Source organism: Amycolatopsis thermophila (assembly GCF_030814215.1).
In the GTDB taxonomy this organism is placed as follows: domain Bacteria; phylum Actinomycetota; class Actinomycetes; order Mycobacteriales; family Pseudonocardiaceae; genus Amycolatopsis_E; species Amycolatopsis_E thermophila.
The window spans coordinates 3818164-3836284 of sequence record NZ_JAUSUT010000001.1; the positions used below are offsets into that span (position 1 = coordinate 3818164).

Here is an 18121-nt window from a genome sequence, read left to right on the forward strand (position 1 = left end):
CGTGGTGGCGATCCACCCGAGGAGGAAGTGCCATGACGACCATCGCCACCGCACCGTACGAGGAGCTCGCCGCTGCCCTGCGCGGGGACCTCGTCCGGCCGGAGGACCCGAACTACGACTCCGCCCGCGCCGTCTACAACGGGATGATCGACCGCAGGCCCGCGGCGATCGTCCGGGTGCGCGACACCGCCGACGTCGTCGCCTGCGTCCGGTTCGCGCGGGCGCACGACATCACGATCGCCGTCCGCGGCGGCGGCCACAACGCCGGCGGTCTCGGCGTCGCCGACGACGCGCTGGTGATCGACTTCGCGTTGCTGCACAGCACGACCGTCGACCCGGAGCACCACACCGTCCGCGTCGACGCGGGGTGCACGTGGGCCGACGTCGACCACGCCACCGTGCCGTTCGGGATGGCCGTGCCGTGCGGCTTCCTCGGGTCGACCGGTGTCGCCGGGCTGACGCTCGGCGGCGGGATCGGTTACCTGGCCCGCAAGTTCGGGCTGACGGTCGACAACCTGCTGTCGGCCGACGTGGTCCTCGCCGACGGCACGCTGGTGACCGCGAGCGAGACCGCGCACCCGGACCTGTTCTGGGCGCTGCGCGGCGGCGGCGGCAACTTCGGCGTCGTCACGTCGTTCACCTTCCGGGCGCACGACATCGGTGAGCACGGCGTCATCATCGGCGGGCCGGTCCTGTACGACCTGGCCGACACCCCGGACGTGATGCGCTGGTACCGCGAGCTGCTGCCGTCGCTGCCCGAGGAACTGTCCGGCTGGTTCGGGCTGCTGACCATCCCGCCCGCGCCGCCGTTCCCGGAGGAGCTGTGGGGCCGCAAGGCGTGCGGCATCGTCTGGTGCTACACCGGTCCGCACGACCGCGCGGACGAGGTGCTGGAGCCGGTGAAGACCTACGGGTCACCGCTGGTGATGGGCCTGCAGGAGATGCCGCACAACATCCTGCAGACGGCGTTCGACGCGCTGTACCCGGCCGGGCTGCAGTGGTACTGGAAGGCCGACTTCTTCTCCGAGATCACCGACGAGGCGATCGACGTGCACGTCAGGTACGGGCAGATGCTGCCGACACCGTTCTCCACGATGCACCTGTACCCGATCGACGGCGCCGCCGCGCGCGTGCCGGCCGAGGCGACGTCGTTCGGCTACCGCGACGGCGGCTGGGCCGGGGTGATCGTCGGGGTGTCCCCGGATCCGGCCGACAACGACCGCATGTCGCGCTGGGCGAAGGACTACTGGTCCGACCTGCACCCGGCCTCCGCCGGTGCCGCCTACATCAACTTCATGATGGACGACGAGGGACAGGACCGCGTGCGGGCCGCGTACCGGGAGAACTACGACCGCCTGGCCCGGATCAAGGCCAAGTACGACCCGGACAACGTCTTCCACGTCAACCAGAACATCCGTCCCGCGCGATGATGGGTGTATGCAGACCGAGTGGGTGAGCGCCGTGCGGGCGCTCGGGGGTGCGGAACCGGTGGCCCGGGCCGCGGCCGGGGAACTGGCGGCCCGGTACGCCGAACCGCATCGCCGGTACCACGACGTGGCGCACGTGCACGCGGTGCTGCGGGACTCCGCCGAGCTGGCCGCGGACCTGCGGCTGCCGGAAGAGGAACGCGCGGTGCTCACCCTGGCCGCCGCCGCGCACGACGTCGTGTACGACGGCCGGCCGGGCGAGGACGAACGGCGCAGCGCCGAATGGGCCGGTTCCTGGCTGCGCCGGGCCGGCCTCGCCGAACGGCACGTCGTGCGGGTGGCGGAGCTGGTGCTGGCCACCCTCACGCACGCCGCGCCGCGCGGCGATCCGGCCGCCCTGGCCCTGCTCGACGCCGACCTGGCGATCCTCGGCGCGGACGAGGCCGCCTACGAGCGGTATCGCGTGGCGGTGCGCGCCGAGTACGCCGCCGTGAGCGAGGACGCCTGGCGAGCGGGGCGCTCGGCGGTGCTGGCGGACCTGCTGGCGCGCGAACCGCTCTACGCGACGGCCGCCGCGCGGGGACGGTGGGAGACCGCGGCGAAGGCGAACCTCGCGCGGGAACTGGCTTCGCTCACCGGACCGGCCTGAGCGCGCGCCCGCCGCGGCTCGCCGAGCGGGACGGCCGGTCGTCTCCTCCGCACGGCGGTTGCCCGCCGGAGCCGCGCCGTGGTCCCGTTGACCGATGCAGAACCGCTTCTTCGCCTGGCTGTTCGCGCGCATCGGTGCGCGCAACGAGGCTCGTGGCAACGCCGACCTGCGCCGCGAGCTGCTCGCCGGTGCCCGGGGCCGCGTGCTGGAGGTCGGCGCGGGCACGGGGCTCAACTTCCCGCACTACCCGCCCGGTGTCGAGGTCACCGCCGTCGAACCGGAACCGACCCTGCGCGCCCACGCCACCAAGGCGGCCGAAGGGACTCACATCACCGTGGTCGAGGGGCTCGCCGACGACCTGCCGCTGTCGGACGCCTCCGTCGACGAGGTGGTCGTCAGCGGGGTGCTGTGCTCGGTCCCGGACCCGGCCGCCGCGCTCGCCGAGTTCCGCCGGGTGCTCAGACCGGGCGGACGGCTGCGCTTCTACGAGCACGTCCGCGCCCGGACCGGCCCGCGCGCCCGGTGGCAGGACGTCGCCGCGCTGGTGTGGCCACGCCTGATGGGCGGCTGCATGCCCAACCGCGACACGCGTGCCGCGATCGAGCGAGCCGGGTTCGCCGTGTCACACTGTCGTGACTTGATCTTCCCGCCCGGGGCGCGGATATCGGTTGTCGCACCGCGCGTTCTGGGAGTCGCCGTGTCCCAGGAGCACCACCAGTAACTCCCGTCGCACAACGAGGGTGCACCTCGTCAGCCTTCTCCCGGGTGTGGTTAGTCTTCGCCAGCGAATGTCGTCGAGACCGTCCCGGGGGGTCAGGTGCGCAAGACCAGTTCACGGCCGTGGCAGCGCCGCCCACCGACCCCGCAGCGGCCGCCGAGCAAGCCGCAGCCGATGCCGGGCCGCATCAGCCGCTGACGCCGAGGAAGTCCACCGCCGCCGGCCCCGTTCGCGGCCGCGCCGCCCGCACCACCACCGCGCCGGTCTCGGTCACCTCCACGACCACGTCCTCGCCGTCGGTGAGCCGTCCGCGGTAGAGGCCCGGCGCGGGCACCGCCGTTCCCGGTTCCACGGACAACTGCCCGCGGGCGCCCAGCACGCCCTGCACGCGGTGCGGCCGCCCGAGCGCCCTTGCCGCCCCGTCCACGTCGCCCGATCGCAGGCAGGACCGGATGTGCGTGGAGGAACACGGCGTCCCGGCCAGCGGCAGCAGGTCGACCGGGTGCGTGGTGAAGCCGTAGTTGTGCCCGAGCCGCCGCAGCGTGTCCGGCGTGCCGGCACCGCGGTGGCCGAACGTGAAGTTCCCGCCGACCACCACGGCCGCGGCCCGCAGCCGCCCGGCCAGGATCCTGGCCACGAAGTCCAGGGGAGACATTGCCGCCAGCTCCCGTGTGAAGGACAGGACGCACACCGCGTCGACACCCAGTTCCCCGGCCAGTTCGGCCCGCCGCTCGACGGTGCTGAGCGCGTCGGTGCAGCGCGGTGGCCCGACGACCCGCGCCGGGTGCGGGTCGAAGGTGACGAGGACCGTCGGCAGGCCGCGGTCACGGCCGATGCCGACGGCCTCGCCGATGAGCCGTGCGTGCCCTCGGTGTACCCCGTCGAACACCCCGAGGGTCACCACGGTGGGTCCCAGACCGCCGGGCACGGTCCCGCGCCACACCGGTGTGCGCCGTAGCATCACGGTCATCCCAGCTCCTCAGCACTGTTCGGCAGCACCGGGTGCGGCGCCCCGGGGGGAGAGGCGCCGCACCCGGCGCGGTCGCGCCGGCGCGAGCACCGGCTTGGTGGCCCGGGCGACCCCGTTGTCATCCCGGGCCCCGCTTCGGGGAGCCGTCAGCGCCGGCCGTCCGGGTTGAACAGGTCGGGCACGGTCCAGCCGTCCAGGTCGTACTCGGCCATGCACTGCTCGGCGAAGCCCTTCATCGCGTCGGCCTGGCCGGACTGCTGCGCGGCGAAGAGCAGTTCCGCCCGCACGCCTTCGTGGTTGCCGGAGTAGTTGCGCTCGTACAGCTCGTGACGGCCGCCGAACTCGCTGCCGATCGAGTCCCAGATCAGCTTCATCAGCTTCACGCGCTCGATGGCGTCCATGCCGTTCGACCCGCGCACGTACTGGTCCAGGTAGGGGCGGATCTCCGGGGACTTGAAGTCGTCGGCGTGCGAGGGCAGGTAGATCAGGCCGGACCCGAGGTCCTGCATGATGATCTCGCGCACGCGCGGGTAGCCGACGGTCATGAACCAGCGGTAGGCCAGGCCGTAGTCCAGGTGCGGCAGCACGGCGCCGTCGATCCAGGAGTCCGGGTTGGCGGCCATCGCGTCGGACAGGGCCCAGAACATGTTGCGCCACCCGATGACCTCGCCCACGCGGGTCTGGATGCCGCGGAAGTCCTTGGTGCCGGTGGCCTCCACGCCCTTCATCAGCAGGCCGGCGATGAAGTCGAGCTTGACGGCCAGGCGCGTCACGCCGTGGAAGGTGAAGCGGTGCAGGAAGCCCGAGCCGGGGAAGAAGGTGCTGGCCTTGTCGGCGTCGCCGTAGATGAACACGTTCTCCCACGGGATCTTCACCTTGTCCAGGATGAAGATCGTGTCGTTCTCGTCGAAGCGGGAGGACAGCGGGTAGTCGAACGCGCTGGTGGCGTTCTGGGCGTAGGACTGGCGGCAGATCAGCTTCATGCCCGGCGCACCCATCGGCACCGTGCACACCAGGGCGAACTCGCGCTTCTTGATGGGCAGGCCGTAGTGGGCGATGAAGTTGTAGTTGGTGATGGCCGACCCGGTCGCGACGACCTTCGCTCCCGACACGATGAGGCCGTCGTCCTTCTCCTCCTCGACGTGGATGAAGATGTCCTTCACCTCGTCGGGATTGCGGTCGCGGTCCACCGGCGGGTTGATGATCGCGTGGTTCCAGTACAGGACCTTCTCCTGCGACTCGGCGTACCAGCGGCGCGCGTTGTCGGCGAAGGGCTCGTAGAAGTCGGAGTTCGCGCCGAGCGTGCCGAGGAAGGCGGCCTTGTAGTCGGGGCTGCGGCCCATCCAGCCGTAGGTCATGCGGGCCCATTCGGCGATGGCGTTGCGGTCGGCGAACAGGTCCTGGCTCGACTTGGGCGTGCGGAAGAACGGGTGCGTGAACCCGCTGCTGCCGGTGTCGGTCGGCGCGGTCAGCACGTCCTGCTTGGCCGGGTCGTGCAGCGCGTCGTAGAGGCGCGCGGTCATCCGCACGGAGTTCCGGAAGGCCGGGTGCGTGGTGACGTCGTCGACCTTGTCGCCGTAGATGAAGATTTCGCGGCCGTCGCGGATGCTTTCGATGTACTCCTCGCCGGTCATCGGGCGGGTGGTCCGGGCCGGGGCCACGGTCTCGTCGGGCTGGTGGATCGCCACGGGATTGGTCCCTTCGTCGTTGAACGGGATCGGGTGGTGGAACGGGATCAGACGGCCGCGGACGAGATCGGGAACCAGCCGATCTCGGGGCAGTCCAGTGAGACGGCCCAGTGCGAGCCGTCGTCGGCCGGGCCGAGGTTGCGGAACCGGCCCGAGTAGAACAGCAGTGGCTCGGCGTCGGTGAGGTCGAGGTCCACGACCTCACCGAGCACGATCAGGTGGTCCCCGCCGTCGTAGGTGCGCCACGGCAGGCAGGAGATGGTGGCGGCGTTGCCCTGCAGCACGGGTGCCGTCGGGCCGGTGCTCCAGCGCGGGCCCGGTTCCTTCGGCCGGCCGGCGAAGTGCATCGCCGTGTCGAGCTGGTCCGCGGCGAGGATGTTCACCGCGAACGGGGCGCCGTCCAGGTACTGGCACGCCTTCGAGGAGCGGGTCAGCGTCACCTGGCAGAGCGCGGGCTCCAGGGAGACCGCGGTGAACGCGTTCACGGTCGCGCCGTGGGGTTCCCCGGCGCTGTTCCGGCAGGTCACCACCGTGACACCGGTGGCGAACCGGCCGAAGCCGGTGCGCAGTTGCCGCTGGTCGAGCGTCATCGTTGACACCTCCTGTACGCTATGCGTACTAGCTGTCCGCTTTGCGTTCACGAGAAGGGTGCCTCGTGGTGGGCGAGCGAGTCAATACCTCAGGTGCGGGAAGATGGCGGCCATGACCACCGAGGGGAATCCGCGCGATCTCATCCAGAGCCTGGAGCGGGGCTTCGCCGTGCTGCAGGCGTTCGACGCCGACCGGCCGAACCCGACCCTGGCCGAGCTCGCCGGCGCGACGAAGCTGTCCCGTCCGGCGGTCCGGCGGATCCTGCTGACCCTGCAGCACCTCGGTTACGTGCGCGGCGGCAACGGACGCTGGTCGCTCACGCCGCGGGTGCTGAGCATCGGGCAGCACTACTCGGCTTCGCACGGCATGATCGAGCTCGCGCAGCCGCACCTGCTCCGGCTCGCCGAGCAGACCGGCGAGTCCGCGTCGCTGGCCGCGCTGGACGGCAACGAGGTCGTCTACGTGGCGCGCGTGCCGGTGCGGCGGATCATGAGCATCAACGTCTCGATCGGCACGCGGGTGCCGGCGCACTCGACGTCGATGGGCCGCGTGCTGCTGGCGTGGGCGCCGGACGACGTGGTGGACGAGGTGATCGCGGCCGGGCTGCCGCGCCACACCGAGCACACGATCACCGACCCGGAGGAGTTCCGGCGGCACCTGCGCGACGTCCGGTCCCAGGGGTACTCGGTGGTGAGCGAGGAGCTGGAGAAGGGCCTGCTGTCCGCCGCGGCGCCGGTGCGGGACTCCTCGGGCGCGGTGGTGGCCGCACTGGCGTCGTCGACGTCGAGCGGGCGTTCCACAGTGGAACAGCTGCGGGCCGACGTGGTGCCGCTGCTGGTCCGGACGGCGGACCGCATCAGCGCCGACTACGGTCACCGCCAGGGCCCCGACGCCGCGGCGAACGTCCTGAAAGGACACGAAGGTTTCTTCTGACCGTCACTCCTTGTGCGGCTGGGCTGTTCGCGCGGACCGCGCCGCCAGGGGGTGCCGGTGCTGGCCGCCTTGACCGCGCCCACGACCGGGCCGACCACGCCCGCACCGCAGCCTTTCTGCGCCGCGCGCACGCCTGGTGCGGCGGCACGCCTTCCCCGACTGGCTGGGACTGGTACAACCACCACCGACCCCACACCGGGATCGGCGGCAACACCCCAGCCAGTCGCGCCACCAACCGCACCGAACAACACGGCTAGGCTGTTCGCATGCGCTTCGGAATCTTCGTCCCACAAGGATGGCGGCTGGACCTCGCGGGCATCGAACCCGCCCGGCACTGGGAAACGATGCTGGACATCGCCCGGTTCGCGGAGAACGGCCCGTACGAGTCGATTTGGGTGTACGACCACTTCCACACCGTCCCGGCACCGGTGGCGGAGGCGACGCACGAGGCGTGGTCGCTCATGGCGGCCCTCGCCGTGACCACCAGCCGCGTGCGGCTGGGCCAGATGTGCACCTGCATGAGCTACCGCAACCCCGCCTACCTGGCGAAGGTCGCCGCGACCACGGACGTCCTGTCCGGCGGCCGCGTCGAGATGGGCATCGGCGCCGGCTGGTACGAGCACGAGTGGCTGGCCTACGGCTACGGCTTCCCGTCGGCGGGCGAGCGGATCGGCCGCCTCGACGAGGGCGTGCAGATCATGCGGCAGATGTGGCGCGACGGCTCCGCGACCCTGGACGGCAGGTACTACCAGGTCGACGGCGCGCTGTCGTACCCGCTGCCGTTGCAGGACGGCGGGATCCCGCTGTGGATCGCCGGCGGCGGTGAGAAGAAGACCCTGCGGATCGCCGCCCGGTACGCGCAGTACACGAACTTCGTGGGCGACGCCGAGGGCTTCAAGCACAAGTCGGAGGTCCTCGCCGCGCACTGCAAGGAGGCCGGCACCGACTTCGACGCGATCGTCCGCACGGCGAACTACAACGTGATCGTCGGCGAGACCGAGAAGGACGTCCAGGACCGCCTGGCGTGGATCCGGTCGCACTACGAGCCGCACGTGCCCTCCGACGTGCTCGAGCGGACCGTTCAGCAGTTCGCGAACGGTCCGCTCGTCGGCACGCCGGAGCAGGTCGCCGAGAAGCTCACCGAGCTGCGCGGCCTGGGCATGACCTACGCGATCGGCTACTTCGCCGACATCGCCTACGACCGCACCTCCGCGCGGCTGTTCACCGAGAAGGTCATCCCCGAGCTGGCCTGACCGCGAACCCGTCCAGGGCGGCGCGCATCGCCGCCCGCATCGCGTCGCTGCCGGTGTGGCCGGAGTCGTCGATCACGATCAGTTCGGCGTCCGGCCACACCTTGGTCAGCTCCCACGCGGTCTCGACCGGGCCGGACAGGTCGAGCCGGCCGTGGATGAGCTTGCCGGGGATCCCCGTGAGCCGGTGGGCTTCCCGGAGAAGCACGCCCTCTTCCAGCCAGGCTGCGTTCGAGAAGTAGTGCGCGCAGATCCGGGTCATCGCGAGAAGATCGCGGGACGGCCGGTCGCTGTAGGAGTTCGGCACGCCGTGGGGTTCCAGCGAGATCGCGGCGTCCTCCCAGGTGCTCCAGTCCCGCGCGGCCTTGGCCCGCACGCCGGGATCCGGATCCCCGAGCAGGCGCGCGTAGGCGGCGAGGATGTCGAAGGTGTCGCCGTCGACCTCGCCGGCGCCGGCCCGGAACCGCTCCAGCTCCGCTGGGAAGAACCGGCCGACGCCGTTGTACAGCCAGTCGATCTCGCGGCGGCGGGTCGTGGTGACGCCGGCGATCACGATCTCGCTTACCCGTTCGGGGTGCCGTTCGGCGTAGGCGAGTTGCAGTGTCGACCCCCAGGAACCGCCGAAGAGCAGCCACTGCTCGACGCCGAGGTGCTCGCGCAGCAGTTCCATGTCCGCGATCAGGTGCTCGGTCGTGTTGTGGGTCAGGTCGGTGGCCGGGTCGCTGGCGTGCGGTGTGCTGCGGCCGCAGTTGCGCTGGCTGAACAGGATGATCCGGTACCGCTGCGGGTCGAAGTAGCCGCGCGAGCTGGACCAGGCGCCGGAGCCGGGGCCGCCGTGGACGACCGCGACGGGTTTGCCGTCCGGGTTGCCGCACTCCGCCCAGTGGATCCGGTTGCCGTCGCCGACGTCCAGCATGCCTTCGGTGTGGGGTTCGACGGACGGGTGGAGCTGGGTCATGGTCCCTCCAGATGCAACAGTGCTGTTATATTAGCGCTGTGACAATCGCTCGGTCCGACCTGCTCGGCACACGTCTGCGCCACCTGCTGGATCTGCTGGACGGCGACGTGGCCGCGGTCTACGCCGATCTGGGGCTGGCGTGGTTCCGGCCGCGGTTCACGCCGATCGTGCGGTCGCTGGCCGCGTCGGGCCCGCAGCCGATCCGGGACCTGGCGGAGGCCATCGGCGTGACGCATTCGGCGGCGAGCCAGACGGTCGCGCAGATGGTCAAGGCGGAACTGGTGACCCTGAGCCCGGGTGCGGACGCGCGGCAGCGGATCGTCCGGCTGACCCGGAAGGCGGAGGAGCTGCTGCCGGTGCTGAACGCCGAATGGGCGGCCACCACGGCCGCGGCGAAGGAGTTCGAGGCGGGACTGGCGTACCCGCTGAGCCGGCTGGTCGACGAGGCGATCGAGGAGCTGCGGCGCAAGCCGATGCGGCAGCGGATCGCCGAGGTCGCGCCCGACCTCGGGTGACCCGAGCAGGACTGCTGTACCGGCGACACGCGCACTATCCACTGAGGACGAGCGCGCAGAGCACCGCCGCAGCGGGAGCCGGGGTACCGTGATGCTTCGAAGGGCGAACCGTACGAGGGCAGGATCTGATGGATTCCGCAGTGTCCGGCGACGCGCGGCGCCGCAGACGGCTGACCGCCGGCATCAAGGAGTCGCTGCGTGAGCTGAACATCCAGCTGTCCCTGCTCAACCACCGCGTCGGGGCGCGGGTCGACCTGCGCGACGTCGACCTGGACTGCCTCGACCTGATCGGCAGGCACGGCCCGCTCGGCCCGACCACGCTGGCGCGGCGGGCCGGCCTGCACCCCGCCACGATCACCGGCATCCTCGACCGGCTGCAGCGCGGCGGCTGGATCGTCCGCGAACGCGACCCCGCCGACCGCCGCGCGGTGCTGGTGCGCGCGCTCGAGGACCGCAACACCGAGCTGTTCCGCCTCTACGCCGGCATGAACGCCGCGATGGACGCGCTGTGCGGCGGCTACGACGAGACCGAACTCGAGGTGATCGAGAGCTTCCTGCGCCGCACCGCCGCCGCCGGGCGCGCCGCGACGGACGAGCTCGGCTCGGACTAGCGCCCGCCGCGACGGACGAGCACCGCGTGGTGGTCGCCGTGTCGTCCCGCTTGCGCCACTAGGGCGTGTCTGACAAAGGTTGTGCTTGGCGGCTGGGATGCTGCTGGTTGTGTCGCGGTTTCAGTTGCTCTCGGATGAGCAGTGGGCGTTGATCGAGGACTTGCTGCCGATGCGGACCGGTAAGCCGGGCAGGCCGTTTTCGGACGCGCGGGCGATGGTCGAGGGCATCATCTACCGGTATCGGTGCGGGATCGCGTGGCGGGATGTGCCGCCGGTGTTCGGGCCGTGGCAGACGATCTGGACCTGGCATCGCCGGCTGGCCGGTGAGGGCACCTGGGATGTGGTGCTGCAGCGGTTGCTCGCGGCGGCGGACGCGGCGGGCGAGATCGACTGGGGCATCGCGGTGGATTCCACCATCGCTCGAGCGCATCAGCACGCCACCAACATCACCCGCCACGCGGGGGGCTTCGTCGAATTACACGAAACCCGGGAGCGAGCCGCCTGACCATGCGCTGGGCCGCTCACGGGGTGGGCTGTCGACCAAGATTCATGAACTCGTCGATGGGAACGGGCGGCCGCGGGTGGTGTTGCTGACGGCGGGGCAGGCTGGGGATTCACCGATGTTCCTGCCCCTGATGCACCATCTGTCCGTGCCCCGGTTGACCGGAGGACCAGCGCGGACACGGCCGAGCCGGGTCCGCGGCGACAAGGCGTATTCCTCGCGCGCCATCCGAACGCACCTGCGCAACCGCAAGATCAGGGTGGTGATCCCCGAACCCGCCGATCAGGTCGGCCACCGCACACGCCGTGGTTCCCGTGGCGGCCGGCCTCCCGCCTTCGACGAGATCGACTACCGCAGCCGCAACGTCATCGAACGCTACTTCAACCAGCTCAAACACTGGCGCGGCATCGCCACCCGATTCGACAAACTCGCCACCGTCTACCGAGCAGCCATCGTCCTCCACGCCGTGATCATCTGGACCACAACATTGTCAGACATGACCTAGCCCTTCACGCACACCACCTGCTTCAGGTGCGCCACCACCTCGACCAGGTCCGTCTGCGCCTTGATCACCGAGTCGATGTCCTTGTACGCGGCGGGGATCTCGTCGACCACTCCGGCGTCCTTGCGGCACTCCACGCCGTCGGTCTGCGCGGCGAGGTCCGCGGCGGTGAACGTCTTGCGCGCCTTGGTCCGCGACATCCGCCGCCCGGCTCCGTGCGACGCCGAGTGGAACGACGTCTCGTTGCCGAGCCCGCGCACGATGTACGAACCGGTGCCCATGCTGCCCGGGATGATGCCCAGGTCACCGGATCCGGCCCGGATCGCACCCTTGCGCGTCACCAGCACGTCGACGCCGTCGTAGGTCTCCTCGGCGACGTAGTTGTGGTGGCACGAGATCGGCTCGTCGAACCGCACGCCGGGCACCGTGTCGGCGAGTGCCTGCTGGACCAGCGCGACCATCGTGGCCCGGTTGCGGGCCGCGTACTCCTGCGCCCAGAACAGGTCCCGCCGGTAGGCCGCCATCTCCGGCGTGCCGGCGACGAACACCGCCAGGTCACGGTCCGGCAGGTCCGCGTTGTGCGGCAACTTGCGGGCGATGTCGATGTGCCGCTTGGCCAGCTCGTTGCCGATGCCCCGCGATCCGGAGTGCAGCATCAGCCACACCCGGCCGGCGTCGGGACCGCCCTGCTCGAGGCACACCTCGATGAAGTGGTTGCCGCCGCCGAGGCTGCCGACCTGCGCCCGTGCCCGGTCGCGCAGGTTCTGCACTCCCTGGTGCAGGTGCCCGAACGCCGACCAGAACGCGTCCCAGCCACCGGTGCCGGGCACGCGCGCCGGGTTGACCGGGGTGCGGTGCATGGCGAACCCGACCGGCACCGCGTCCTCGATGCGCCGCCGCAGCTTGCCCAGGTCGTCGGGCAGATCCGCGGCGGTCAGCGAGGTGCGCACGGCGCTCATGCCGCAGCCGATGTCCACGCCGACGGCGGCGGGGGAGACCGCGTCGCGCATCGCGATGACGCTGCCGACCGTGGCACCCTTGCCGTAGTGCACGTCCGGCATCACAGCCAGACCGTGCACCCACGGCAGGTTGGCGACGTTGTGCAGCTGACGCATCGCGGCGTCCTCGATGGTCGCCGGGTCGGCCCACATGCGGATCGGCACCCGTGCGCCCTCGACGGCGGTGAACATCCCGAGATCCTTTCGCTTCGGCGGTTCCCCAGGGTTACCCGCGGGAACCGCCGGAGCAACCGGATTTCAGTAGTCGTCGCGGCCGGTGAGCTGCTCCTCGAGCAGCTCGGCGGAGCTGGTGACCAGCGCCAGCGGGTCGACGAACTCGTTGAGGTCGAGGTTGGCCAGCGGGAGCGAATGGCGCAGCACCAGGTACTCGCCCATGACGACCACCCCGCCGACGACCGTCGTGTGCCCCACCTCGGCCAGCACACCGACCACATCCACCTCGTCCACGCGCGCGAACGGCGTCGCGATCTGGATCCACTCGTCCCGGCGGTCGAGCACCTCCCGCGCGATGACGACGATCTGCGTGCGTTCCTCCTCCTCGGGATCGGACTGGAAGCGGATGCGGATGCGCAGCTCGTCCGGCTCGTCGCGCACCACCTTGTACTGCTGCCGGATGAACGTTGCGAGATCGCGCCAGCTCGTCACCCCAGTGGTTCCCTTCTCGTGGCCATACGGTCACGGGAAGTGAAGCACAGCAGCCCAGGCAGCTGGCAACGCCAGGCGAGCTGCGACCTCCCCGCACCCCGAGGCGCCCGGCGACGCACGGCGAGGTGCGACGTCCCCAGACCTCCCCCGCCCCCGATCCCCAGCCCGTCTTTGGTCGCCGACCAGGCGTGTCAAGGTACTCTTTCCCGCCTTGACACGCCTGCTCGGCGACCGAAAACACTCCACCCGGAGGGGGCGGGGGAGGTCGAGCCCAAGGCGACCGTTCGGCGCCGTGAGGCGCCCTGCCGCGAAGCGGCGGGAAAAGATCAAAAGAATGTCCTCGCCGGACGGGCAGGCTCCGGGATGACCGGGGAATGCAGTCATCTCACCTCATGCAGGTGGTCGCTGGGTGGTCATCCCGTCGCCTGATCGAGGCCTATCACTGTGAGCCAGGCCCGCACGCTTTGTGTTCTTCGGCCGCCGGTGAGCGAGCAGGGTGCGGGCCTGGCTCACAGTGATCTGACGGCCTCAGGCGACGGGATGACCACCCAGCTCTCTTTGGGGCACGGGCGCTTCCCGTCAGGCTGTGAGGGCCGGTAGGCGTCGTGCGCGTACGGTCGACACCGACCAGATCGCCAGCCCGATGAGCGGCAGGGCCGCGCCGAAAAGGCAGGGGCCGATCCACCCGAAACCGTCGTACAGCGAGCCGGCCAGGGCCGACGCCAACGCGCCGCCCACGAAGATCGTCGTCATGAAGACCGTGTTGATGCGGGCCCGTGCGTCGGCGCGCAGGCCGTAGATCTCCCGCTGGCTCAGCACCTGGTGGCTCTGCACCGCGAGGTCCAGCACCACCCCGGCCAGCGCCAGCACCACCAGCGAACCCGCGCCCAGCCACGCCACGACCATGGCCACCGCCGCCAGCCCCAGTGCGATCCCGCTGCCGATCCGGCCGTGCCCGCGGTCGCCGAGCCGTCCGGCGAGCGGCGCCGCCGCCGCACCGGCCGCCCCGACCAGGGCGAACACCCCCACCTCGGTCTGCGTCAACCCGTGCCGTCCGACCAGCTCGAACGTCACCGACGTCCAGAACGCGCTGAACGCCCCGAACATCAGCGCCTGGCACACCGCCCGCCGCCGCAACGCGGGCTCCTCGCGCGCCAGCGTCAGGATCGAACCCATCAGCCGCCGGTAGCCCTGGTCGTGCGGAGGCCGGTGGCGCGGCAGGACCCGGCGCACCAGCACCGCCACGACGACCATCAGCACCGCCGACACGAAGTAGATCGTGCGCCACCCGAACGCACCCGCGACCAGGCTGGACAGCGTTCGCGCCAGCAGGATCCCCAGCAGCAGCCCGGTCATGACGGTCCCGACGAACCGGCCCCGCTGCTCCTCCGGCGCGAGGTGCGCGGCGAACGGGATCAGGATCTGCGCCACCACCGACGTCACCCCGATCAGCACGGACGCGGCGAGGAACAACCCGAACTCCGGCGCCACGGCCGCGACGAGCAACGCCAGTGCGGTGAACACCAGCGTGCGCGAGGCCAGCGCCCGGTTCTCCACCAGGTCCCCGAGCGGCATGAGCAGCGCGAGCCCGGCCGCGTAACCGAGCTGCGTCAGCGTCACCACCAGCGCGGCGCTGCCCTGGCTCACGCCGAACCCGGTCGCGATCTCGGCCAGCAGCGGCTGACCGTAGTACAGGTTCGCCACGGTGGTGCCGCACGAGAACGCGAGCACCACCATGATCAGCCGTAGGCTGCGGGTTGGGGGCATGTCAGTGCCGACACGCGATCACGTCGCGACATTCCCGGTGTGACCGCGTTCACGCCACGGGAAGGTCCTCGGCAGAGCGGATCCGCAGCCCGTCGAACGCGACGGCGGCCACCGTGTCCGCCAGCTGCTCGCCGCTCTGCCCGCCACGCGGCCGGTACCACTCGATCAGCGAGTTGACCATGCCGAACAGCAGCCGCGCCGCGGTGGGCGGGTCGATGTCGGGCCGCAGGTCGCCCTCGTCGACGGCCTTGGTGACCAGCTCGGACACGATGTGGTCGAACTCACGGCGCCGGGCGAGAGCGTCCCGCTCCACCTTGGTGTTCCCGCGCACCCGCAGCAGCAGGGTCACGAACGGCAGCCGGTCGACCAGCACCCGCACACTGCCGCGCACCAGGTACTCCAGCCGGTCCACCGCGCGCCCGTCCACCGAGTCCAGCTCGGCCACGATTTCGAACAACCCGTCCAGCGCGCGGTTCACCGCCAGCCGCAGCAGTTCCTGCTTGCTCGGCACGTGGTGGTAGATGGCGGACTTGGTGATCCCGAGCTTGCGGGACAGGTCCTCCATGCTGGTGCCGTCGTAGCCGCGCTCGTTGAACAGCTTGACCGCGACCGCCAGCAGGGACTCCAGGTCGTAACCCGGCCTGCCGCGCCGGGCGGGCCGGCCGGAGGTCTTCTCGGGCGCGGTCGTCATGGCCCCAGTATCCCAAGCGATCTCAGGCCGGCGGCCGCTGGTCGATCACGCGGCGCAGCTTGCCCATCGACCGCTCCAGGGTGTCCGGGTCGAGTACCTCCACACCGACGCTGACCCCGACGCCGTCCTTGATCCGCGTGGCGATCTCCGCGGCGGCACCTCGCCTGCGGTCGGACGAGGTGTCGTGCCGGGCTTCCACCAGGACGGTGAGGTGGTCCATCCGGTCCTTTTTGGTCAGCTTCAGCTGGAAGTGCGGCGCCAGTCCCGCGGTGGCGAGCACGATCTCCTCGATCTGCGTGGGGAACACGTTGACCCCGCGCAGGATGATCATGTCGTCGCTGCGGCCGGTGACCTTGTCCATGCGCCGGAAGGACGGCCGCGCGGTGCCCGGCCGCAGCGCGGTGAGGTCGCGGGTGCGGTAGCGGATGATCGGCAGCGCCTGCTTGGTGAGCGAGGTGAACAGCAGCTCGCCGGTCTCGCCCTCGGCCAGCACCTTCTCCTCGACCGGGTCGATCACCTCGGGGTAGAAGTGGTCCTCCCAGATGTGCAGGCCGTCCTTGGTCTCCACGCACTCCTGCGCGACACCGGGGCCCATCACCTCGGACAGGCCGTAGATGTCCACGGCGTGCAGGTCCATCCGCTGCTCGATCTCGCGGCGCATCTGCTCGGTCCAGGGCTCCGCGCCGAAGATGCCCACGCGCAGCGAGGAGGACGCCGGATCGATCCCCTGGCGTTCGAACTCGTCGAGCAACGTGAGCATGTAGGACGGGGTCACCATGATGACCTCGGGCCGGAAGTCGGTGATGATCTGCACCTGCCGCGCGGTCATGCCACCGGACGCGGGAATCGCGGTGCAGCCGAGCTTTTCGACGCCGTAGTGCGCGCCGAGCCCGCCGGTGAACAGGCCGTAGCCGTAGGCCACGTGCACCTTGTGCCCGGGCCGCCCGCCCGCGGCGTAGATCGAGCGGGCCATCACGGTGGCCCACGTGTCGATGTCGGCCTCGGTGTAACCCACGACCGTCGGCTTGCCGGTGGTGCCGCTGGAGGCGTGGATGCGGCGCACCTGCTCCTGGGGCACGGCGAACATGCCGAACGGGTAGTTGTCGCGCAGGTCGTGCTTGGTGGTGAAGGGGAACTTCGCCAGGTCCGCCAGCTCGCGGCAGTCGTCCGGGTGCACCCCGGCCTCGTCGAACTTGCGGCGGTAGAACGGCACGTTCCGGTACGCGTGCCGCAGTGTCCACTGCAGACGCTCCAGCTGAGTGGCCCGCAGTTCGTCGACGCTCATCCGCTCGGCGGGGGTGAGGTCGTCGGGCGCCGGCGCGCTGCCGAGGCGCTTCGCGGAGGGCACATCGCTGTGCATGGTCGTCATGGGGGCCGGCTCCTCAGTTCTCGACTTGCCCGATGGTGCGGCTGCGGCCGCGGAATTCGGCGATCACCTCGCGCCCGGCGTCGGTCTCGCGGTGCACCGTGACGTCGTAGATGCCGTTGCGGCCGTAGCGGGTGCGTTCCTCGGCCGTGGCGACCAGGCGGTCGCCGAGACGGGCGCTGGCGACGAACGAGATCTCCGCGCCCGCCGCGACCGTCACCGGGCCGTGGCTGTTGCACGCGCAGGCGAACGTGGTGTCGGCCAGCAGGAAGAGGTAGCCGCCGTGGGCGATCGCGTGACCGTTCACCATCTGCTCGGTGACGGTCATCCGGGCGACCGCGCGGCCGTCCGCCGCCTCGACGAGTTCGATGCCGAGCGATTTCGACGCGACGTCGTCGGCGAACATCGCCTGCGCGGCTTGGGACACGGCGGTACTGCCTCCCGTCGTTACTGACCGAATGGACGGTTAATAATGTGCGCCTCGCGGCGGCACTGTCAAGACCCGTGGAAGACCGGTTCCGACTTGCCCAGGAAGGCTTCCACGGCGCCCCGGTGGTCCGCGGTGAGTCCGAGGCGGGCCTGGGCCTCGCCTTCCAGGCGCAGGACCTCGGGCAGCGGCGCACCCCAGGACGCGGCGAGCGCGCGCTTGGCTTCCGCGTAGGCACGGGTCGGCCCGGCGGCGAGGCGGGCGGCCAGCGCTGCGGCCGTCGACGCGACGTCACCGGCGGGGACCACGCGCCCGGCGATACCCCACTCGGCCGCCTGCGTCGCGGTGAACGCCTCGCCGAGCAGGATCAGCTCGCTCGCCCGCGCCGCACCGACGGCCCGCGCGAGCGTCGCGGACAGCCCGGAGTCGCAGGTCAGGCCGATGCCGGTGAACGCGGTGCCGAACTTCGCGGTGTCCGCGGTGACGCGCAGGTCGCACGCGAGCGCGAACCCGAGCCCGGCGCCGACGCACGTGCCGTTGATCGCCGCCACCACCGGCTTCGGCATGGTCGCCAGCGCCGTGACGATCGGGTTGTAGTGCTCGTCGATCGTGGCGAACGCGGTCGCCGGGTCGGCGCGCAAGGCCTCAGCGTGCTCGCCCAGGTCCTGGCCCACGCAGAACGCCCGGCCGGTGCCGGTGAGCACGACGGCGCGGACCGCGTCGTCGGCGGCGATCCGCTCCAGCGCGTCGCGCAGATCGGTCTTCAGCTCACTGGTCAGGGCGGGCCGGAGCAGGGTCACGGTGGCCACGGCGCCTTCGTGCGAAACGGAAACATCCCCGTTGGTGCTTTCGTCAGCCATGCCGAGACGCTACCATGACTTCCTGAACGTTC

The 18121-nt window shown here is 70.9% G+C and carries 18 protein-coding genes and 1 pseudogene; 8 read left to right on the top strand and 11 right to left on the bottom strand.

The window, feature by feature from the left end; all coding sequences use genetic code 11:
* Positions 1-32: 32 nt before the first annotated feature.
* The 3 genes from FB470_RS18750 (at position 33) to FB470_RS18760 (ending at position 2797) form a co-directional block, all read left to right on the top strand.
* On the top strand, positions 33-1430 hold the full coding sequence (locus tag FB470_RS18750; RefSeq protein ID WP_306993258.1) for an FAD-binding oxidoreductase: 1398 nt from the start codon (positions 33-35) through the stop codon (positions 1428-1430).
* A 7-nt stretch (positions 1431-1437) separates the two neighbouring features.
* Positions 1438-2076, top strand: a complete 639-nt coding sequence (locus tag FB470_RS18755; RefSeq protein WP_306993260.1) for an HD domain-containing protein — start codon at positions 1438-1440, stop codon at positions 2074-2076.
* Positions 2077-2170: 94 nt separating this feature from the next.
* Complete coding sequence (locus FB470_RS18760; protein ID WP_306993262.1) at positions 2171-2797, top strand: class I SAM-dependent methyltransferase; 627 nt, start codon at positions 2171-2173, stop codon at positions 2795-2797.
* A gap of 184 nt (positions 2798-2981) precedes the next feature.
* On the opposite strand, the gene FB470_RS18765 is transcribed toward FB470_RS18760, so the two are convergent.
* The 3 genes from FB470_RS18765 to FB470_RS18775 all read right to left on the bottom strand — a co-directional run bounded on the left by FB470_RS18765 (position 2982) and on the right by FB470_RS18775 (position 6042).
* Positions 2982-3764, bottom strand: coding sequence for a cytidyltransferase (locus FB470_RS18765; protein WP_306993264.1), 783 nt, complete (start codon positions 3762-3764; stop codon positions 2982-2984).
* Between the two features lie 146 nt (positions 3765-3910).
* Positions 3911-5398 carry a 4-hydroxyphenylacetate 3-hydroxylase family protein gene (locus FB470_RS18770; protein ID WP_306999352.1) on the bottom strand — a complete coding sequence of 496 codons (1488 nt, stop codon included), beginning with the start codon at positions 5396-5398 and terminating at the stop codon, positions 3911-3913.
* A 101-nt stretch (positions 5399-5499) separates the two neighbouring features.
* Positions 5500-6042 (bottom strand): flavin reductase family protein, encoded by a 543-nt coding sequence (locus tag FB470_RS18775; RefSeq protein ID WP_306993266.1) that lies wholly within the window; start codon positions 6040-6042, stop codon positions 5500-5502.
* Between the two features lie 112 nt (positions 6043-6154).
* Between FB470_RS18775 and FB470_RS18780 the strand changes: the two genes are divergently transcribed.
* Both FB470_RS18780 and FB470_RS18785 read left to right on the top strand, forming a co-directional pair.
* Positions 6155-6976, top strand: coding sequence for an IclR family transcriptional regulator domain-containing protein (locus tag FB470_RS18780; RefSeq protein WP_370876497.1), 822 nt, complete (start codon positions 6155-6157; stop codon positions 6974-6976).
* Positions 6977-7242: 266 nt separating this feature from the next.
* On the top strand, positions 7243-8229 hold the full coding sequence (locus FB470_RS18785; RefSeq protein WP_306993270.1) for an LLM class F420-dependent oxidoreductase: 987 nt from the start codon (positions 7243-7245) through the stop codon (positions 8227-8229).
* On the opposite strand, the gene pip is transcribed toward FB470_RS18785, so the two are convergent.
* Positions 8210-9184, bottom strand: coding sequence for a prolyl aminopeptidase (gene pip, locus FB470_RS18790; RefSeq protein WP_306993271.1), 975 nt, complete (start codon positions 9182-9184; stop codon positions 8210-8212). The genes FB470_RS18785 and pip overlap by 20 nt on opposite strands.
* 38 nt (positions 9185-9222) lie before the next feature.
* Between pip and FB470_RS18795 the strand changes: the two genes are divergently transcribed.
* The 3 genes and pseudogenes from FB470_RS18795 (at position 9223) to FB470_RS18805 (ending at position 11317) form a co-directional block, all read left to right on the top strand.
* Positions 9223-9699, top strand: a complete 477-nt coding sequence (locus FB470_RS18795; RefSeq protein WP_306993272.1) for a MarR family transcriptional regulator — start codon at positions 9223-9225, stop codon at positions 9697-9699.
* A gap of 128 nt (positions 9700-9827) precedes the next feature.
* Positions 9828-10310, top strand: coding sequence for a MarR family transcriptional regulator (locus FB470_RS18800; RefSeq protein ID WP_306993274.1), 483 nt, complete (start codon positions 9828-9830; stop codon positions 10308-10310).
* A 109-nt stretch (positions 10311-10419) separates the two neighbouring features.
* Positions 10420-11317, top strand: a pseudogene (locus FB470_RS18805) (IS5 family transposase).
* Here FB470_RS18805 and FB470_RS18810 read toward each other — a convergent pair.
* The 7 genes from FB470_RS18810 to FB470_RS18840 form a co-directional block, all read right to left on the bottom strand.
* A complete protein-coding gene (locus FB470_RS18810) occupies positions 11314-12504 on the bottom strand; it encodes an RtcB family protein (RefSeq protein WP_306993275.1) in 1191 nt (396 codons plus the stop codon). The pseudogene FB470_RS18805 and the gene FB470_RS18810 sit on opposite strands and share 4 nt — an antisense overlap.
* A 66-nt stretch (positions 12505-12570) precedes the next feature.
* Positions 12571-12978, bottom strand: coding sequence for a hypothetical protein (locus tag FB470_RS18815; protein ID WP_306993277.1), 408 nt, complete (start codon positions 12976-12978; stop codon positions 12571-12573).
* Positions 12979-13557: 579 nt separating this feature from the next.
* The gene (locus FB470_RS18820; RefSeq protein ID WP_306993279.1) at positions 13558-14715 is read right to left on the bottom strand and encodes an MFS transporter; all 1158 of its coding nucleotides are present in this window, start codon (positions 14713-14715) and stop codon (positions 13558-13560) included.
* A 79-nt stretch (positions 14716-14794) separates the two neighbouring features.
* Positions 14795-15436, bottom strand: coding sequence for a TetR/AcrR family transcriptional regulator (locus FB470_RS18825; protein ID WP_306993281.1), 642 nt, complete (start codon positions 15434-15436; stop codon positions 14795-14797).
* A gap of 22 nt (positions 15437-15458) precedes the next feature.
* Positions 15459-16805 (bottom strand): phenylacetate--CoA ligase PaaK, encoded by a 1347-nt coding sequence (gene paaK, locus FB470_RS18830; protein ID WP_306993283.1) that lies wholly within the window; start codon positions 16803-16805, stop codon positions 15459-15461.
* Between the two features lie 13 nt (positions 16806-16818).
* Complete coding sequence (gene paaI / locus FB470_RS18835; protein WP_306999354.1) at positions 16819-17208, bottom strand: hydroxyphenylacetyl-CoA thioesterase PaaI; 390 nt, start codon at positions 17206-17208, stop codon at positions 16819-16821.
* 89 nt (positions 17209-17297) lie between these two features.
* A complete protein-coding gene (locus FB470_RS18840; RefSeq protein WP_306993285.1) occupies positions 17298-18089 on the bottom strand; it encodes an enoyl-CoA hydratase/isomerase family protein in 792 nt (263 codons plus the stop codon).
* Between the last annotated feature and the right edge of the window lie 32 nt (positions 18090-18121).

Excerpts from the sequence above, each read along its gene's own strand:
- FB470_RS18755 (WP_306993260.1), top strand. The coding sequence starts at position 1,438 with ATGCAGACCGAGTGGGTGAGCGCCGTGCGGGCGCTCGGGGGTGCGGAA.
- FB470_RS18800 (WP_306993274.1), top strand. The coding sequence starts at position 9,828 with ATGGATTCCGCAGTGTCCGGCGACGCGCGGCGCCGCAGACGGCTGACC.
- FB470_RS18780 (WP_370876497.1), top strand. The coding sequence starts at position 6,155 with ATGACCACCGAGGGGAATCCGCGCGATCTCATCCAGAGCCTGGAGCGG.
- paaK (WP_306993283.1), bottom strand. The coding sequence starts at position 16,805 with ATGACGACCATGCACAGCGATGTGCCCTCCGCGAAGCGCCTCGGCAGC.
- FB470_RS18775 (WP_306993266.1), bottom strand. The coding sequence starts at position 6,042 with ATGACGCTCGACCAGCGGCAACTGCGCACCGGCTTCGGCCGGTTCGCC.
- FB470_RS18750 (WP_306993258.1), top strand. The coding sequence starts at position 33 with ATGACGACCATCGCCACCGCACCGTACGAGGAGCTCGCCGCTGCCCTG.
- FB470_RS18825 (WP_306993281.1), bottom strand. The coding sequence starts at position 15,436 with ATGACGACCGCGCCCGAGAAGACCTCCGGCCGGCCCGCCCGGCGCGGC.
- FB470_RS18770 (WP_306999352.1), bottom strand. The coding sequence starts at position 5,398 with ATGACCGGCGAGGAGTACATCGAAAGCATCCGCGACGGCCGCGAAATC.
- FB470_RS18765 (WP_306993264.1), bottom strand. The coding sequence starts at position 3,764 with ATGACCGTGATGCTACGGCGCACACCGGTGTGGCGCGGGACCGTGCCC.
- FB470_RS18820 (WP_306993279.1), bottom strand. The coding sequence starts at position 14,715 with ATGGTGGTGCTCGCGTTCTCGTGCGGCACCACCGTGGCGAACCTGTAC.
- FB470_RS18785 (WP_306993270.1), top strand. The coding sequence starts at position 7,243 with ATGCGCTTCGGAATCTTCGTCCCACAAGGATGGCGGCTGGACCTCGCG.
- FB470_RS18810 (WP_306993275.1), bottom strand. The coding sequence starts at position 12,504 with ATGTTCACCGCCGTCGAGGGCGCACGGGTGCCGATCCGCATGTGGGCC.
- FB470_RS18760 (WP_306993262.1), top strand. The coding sequence starts at position 2,171 with ATGCAGAACCGCTTCTTCGCCTGGCTGTTCGCGCGCATCGGTGCGCGC.
- FB470_RS18840 (WP_306993285.1), bottom strand. The coding sequence starts at position 18,089 with ATGGCTGACGAAAGCACCAACGGGGATGTTTCCGTTTCGCACGAAGGC.
- pip (WP_306993271.1), bottom strand. The coding sequence starts at position 9,184 with ATGACCCAGCTCCACCCGTCCGTCGAACCCCACACCGAAGGCATGCTG.
- paaI (WP_306999354.1), bottom strand. The coding sequence starts at position 17,208 with ATGTTCGCCGACGACGTCGCGTCGAAATCGCTCGGCATCGAACTCGTC.